The organism is Asanoa sp. NPDC050611, assembly GCF_040654855.1.
In the GTDB taxonomy this organism is placed as follows: Bacteria; Actinomycetota; Actinomycetes; order Mycobacteriales; family Micromonosporaceae; genus Asanoa.
This window is the reverse complement of the sequence record NZ_JBFAIU010000565.1, coordinates 1-2771: the sequence shown is the minus strand read 5'-3', so window position 1 is coordinate 2771 and position 2771 is coordinate 1. Positions and strand designations below refer to the sequence as shown.

The window sequence follows — 2771 nt, the reverse complement described above, 5'->3', positions numbered from 1 at the left end:
GTCACGCGCGTCGGAGCTGGCCGGCCCCGCCGGCTTCGTGGACCTGCTCTCCCCGTCGGACGCGGACGAACTGCTGAGCCGGCGGGGCCTGCGCACGCCGTTCCTGCGCGTCGCCAAGGACGGCGCGTTGGTGGCCCCTGGCCGCTACACCGGCGGCGGCGGTTCGGGTGCCGAGATCGACGACCAGGTCCTGGACGAGAAGATCCTCAGCTTGTACGCCGACGGCGCGACCCTGGTCCTGCAGGCCCTGCACCGGACGTGGCCGCCGCTGATCGACTTCGCCGGCGAGCTGGGCGCGGCCCTCGGCCAGCCCTTGCAGATCAACGCCTACCTGACGCCGCCGGGCAACCAGGGCTTCGCCACCCACTACGACACCCACGACGTCTTCGTGCTGCAGGTCGACGGCCGGAAGCGGTGGAAGATCCACGCGCCGGTCCTCGACGCGCCGCTGGAGCGGCAGACCTGGGGCGGCCGGGCGGACGAGGTCTCGGCGACGGCGGCGGGGGAGCCGGCGCTGGACGTGGTCCTGTCGCCGGGCGACGCCCTGTACCTGCCGCGCGGCTGGCTGCACAGCGCGGCGGCACAGGACGACTCGTCGCTGCACCTGACGGTCGGCGTCCGCGCGCTGACGCGGTACGCCCTGGTCGAGGCGCTGCTGGCCGAGGCGGCGGAGTCGCCCCGGCTCCGCTCGACCCTGCCCTTCGCGCTGGACGTGAGCGACCCGGACCAGCTGGGGCCGGAACTGACCGAGACCGTGGCGGCGCTGCGCTCCTGGCTGGAGACGGCGTCCCCGGTCGCGGTGGCGGAACGGCTGCGGCGGCGTTCGTGGCCGGCCGCGCGCCCGGCGCCCCTGCGCCCGATGGCCCAGGCGGCGGCGGTGTCGGCGCTGACCGCGCAGGACCGGATCGTCCCGCGCGCCGGGCTGCGCTGGCGCCTGGAACCGCAGGACGAGGACCAGATCCGGCTGCGCGTCTTCGACCGCTCGGTGACGTTCCCGACGGGTTGTGCGCCGGCGCTGCGCGCGTTCCTGGACGGCACGGTGACCCGCGTGGCCGACCTGCCGGGCCTGGACGACGATGAGTCCCGCCTGGTCCTGGCCCGCCGCCTCCTCCGCGAGGCCATCGCGGTGCCGCACAGCGCCTAGGACCCGCTAAGGGGTGAGGCGGTCGATCTCCGCCATCGCGTCGGCCGGCAGGGCGCCCTTCTCCAGCGTGGCGAAGTTCTCCATCGCCTGGGCGGGTGTCCGTGCGCCCGGGATCGAGACGATGGACGGGCTGCGGGCCATCAGCCAGCCGAGCGCCCCCTGGGCGAGCGTGCGGCCGTCCGCGGTCAGGGCCGCCCGGAGGCGGTCGACCCGGTCCGCCCACTCCGGCGTCGCGACGCCGTTGTCGAACCAGGGCAGCCAGTCCGGCGACAGCGTACGCACGTCGTCGGCGGCCAGCGCCGTCGTGCGGCCGTGGTACTTGCCGGTCAGCAGGCCCATCGCCAGCGGGCCGCGGGCCAGGCTCGCCAGGTCCTGCGCCTCGCACACCGCGATCATGTCGGCGTTGTCGTTGAGCACCGACATGTCGTGCTGGATCGCCGCGCAGTGGGTGCCCGCCTTGGCGAAGGCCTCCGCCCGGGCCGGGTCGTCGGTGCTCCACCCGTACGCCCGGATCCGGCCCTTGGCCACCAGGTCTTCGAGGGTCTCCACCATGGCCAGCGCGTCGGCCACCGGCAGGTCGCCCAGGTGCAGCTGGTAGAGGTCGAGGTAGTCGGTGCCGAGCCGGTCGAGGACCCCGTCGAGACAGCGGACCAGGTAGTCCACCGAGCCGTCGGTGCCGAGCATGAGCCGGCGTGACTCGTCGAACGTGTAGCCCCACTTGCTGGCGATCACCACCTGGTCCCGCCGGCCGGCCAGCGCCCGGCCCAGGACGCGCTCGCTGTGCCCGGCGCCGTAGTTGCTGGACGTGTCGAAGAAGGTCACGCCGAGGTCCAGTGCCTGGTGCACCGTGCGGACCGACTCGTCGTCGTCGACCTCGCCCCACCCGTAGGGTTCGCCGTCGCCACCGAAGAACGGACCGCCGATCGCCCAGCACCCCATGCCGATCGCGGAGACCTCGATGCCGCTGCGTCCCAAGACTCGTGTCGTCGTCATGGCGTCCAGCCTGCGGCCTGGAGTGCACTCCAGGTCAAGGTATGTTTCGTGGATGACCGTCTACACCCCGGCGGAGACGTCGCGGCGCAGCGGGTTCACATTGGACACGCTGCGCTACTACGAGAAGATCGGGCTGCTCGCCGGCATCGACCGCACCAGTGCGGGCCGGCGGGCCTTCACCGACGACGACCTCGAGTGGCTGGGCGTGCTGCGGTGCCTGCGGGACACCGGCATGCCGATCGCCCAGATGTGCGCGTACGCGGAGATGTGCCGCGCCGGCGCCGACACGGAGACCGAGCGCCTGGCGCTGCTGCGGGAGCACGCGGTGCGCGTACAGGAGCAGATGCGCCTCCTCGACCAGCAGCACGACCACCTGCAGGAGAAGATCCGCTACTACGAGCGCGCGGTGGCGGCGTCAGCTCGGCGTGAGGCTGTGGGCGGCGCTTAGCTCGTCCCACGCCGCCTGCCGGCCCGCGTCGACCGCCGCGCGCAGCAGGTGCCCGCGGCGTTCCGTGCGGCCGATCCGCGCGCTGCCGAGCGGTGGCCGGATCTGCAGTGCGGTGCACCACATTGGACTCACCCGACCAGGGTCTGCCGGCGGCGGTGCTCGAGTCGACCGATGTGCTGACCTGGT

3 protein-coding genes are annotated in these 2771 nt (G+C 73.4%); 2 read left to right on the top strand and 1 reads right to left on the bottom strand.

What is annotated here, in order from left to right; genetic code table 11:
• The coding region (locus AB0H87_RS40245; RefSeq protein WP_360158613.1) for a cupin domain-containing protein at positions 1-1144 on the top strand (1144 nt) is incomplete at its 5' end.
• A gap of 6 nt (positions 1145-1150) precedes the next feature.
• On the opposite strand, the gene AB0H87_RS40240 is transcribed toward AB0H87_RS40245, so the two are convergent.
• Positions 1151-2137: an aldo/keto reductase gene (locus AB0H87_RS40240; protein ID WP_360158610.1), complete on the bottom strand. Its 987-nt coding sequence runs from the start codon at positions 2135-2137 to the stop codon at positions 1151-1153.
• A gap of 52 nt (positions 2138-2189) precedes the next feature.
• On the opposite strand from AB0H87_RS40240, the gene AB0H87_RS40235 reads away from it, so the two are divergent.
• A complete protein-coding gene (locus AB0H87_RS40235; RefSeq protein ID WP_360158607.1) occupies positions 2190-2585 on the top strand; it encodes a MerR family transcriptional regulator in 396 nt (131 codons plus the stop codon).
• Positions 2586-2771: the final 186 nt, after the last annotated feature.

Excerpts from the sequence above, each read along its gene's own strand:
- AB0H87_RS40235 (WP_360158607.1), top strand. The coding sequence starts at position 2,190 with ATGACCGTCTACACCCCGGCGGAGACGTCGCGGCGCAGCGGGTTCACA.
- AB0H87_RS40240 (WP_360158610.1), bottom strand. The coding sequence starts at position 2,137 with ATGACGACGACACGAGTCTTGGGACGCAGCGGCATCGAGGTCTCCGCG.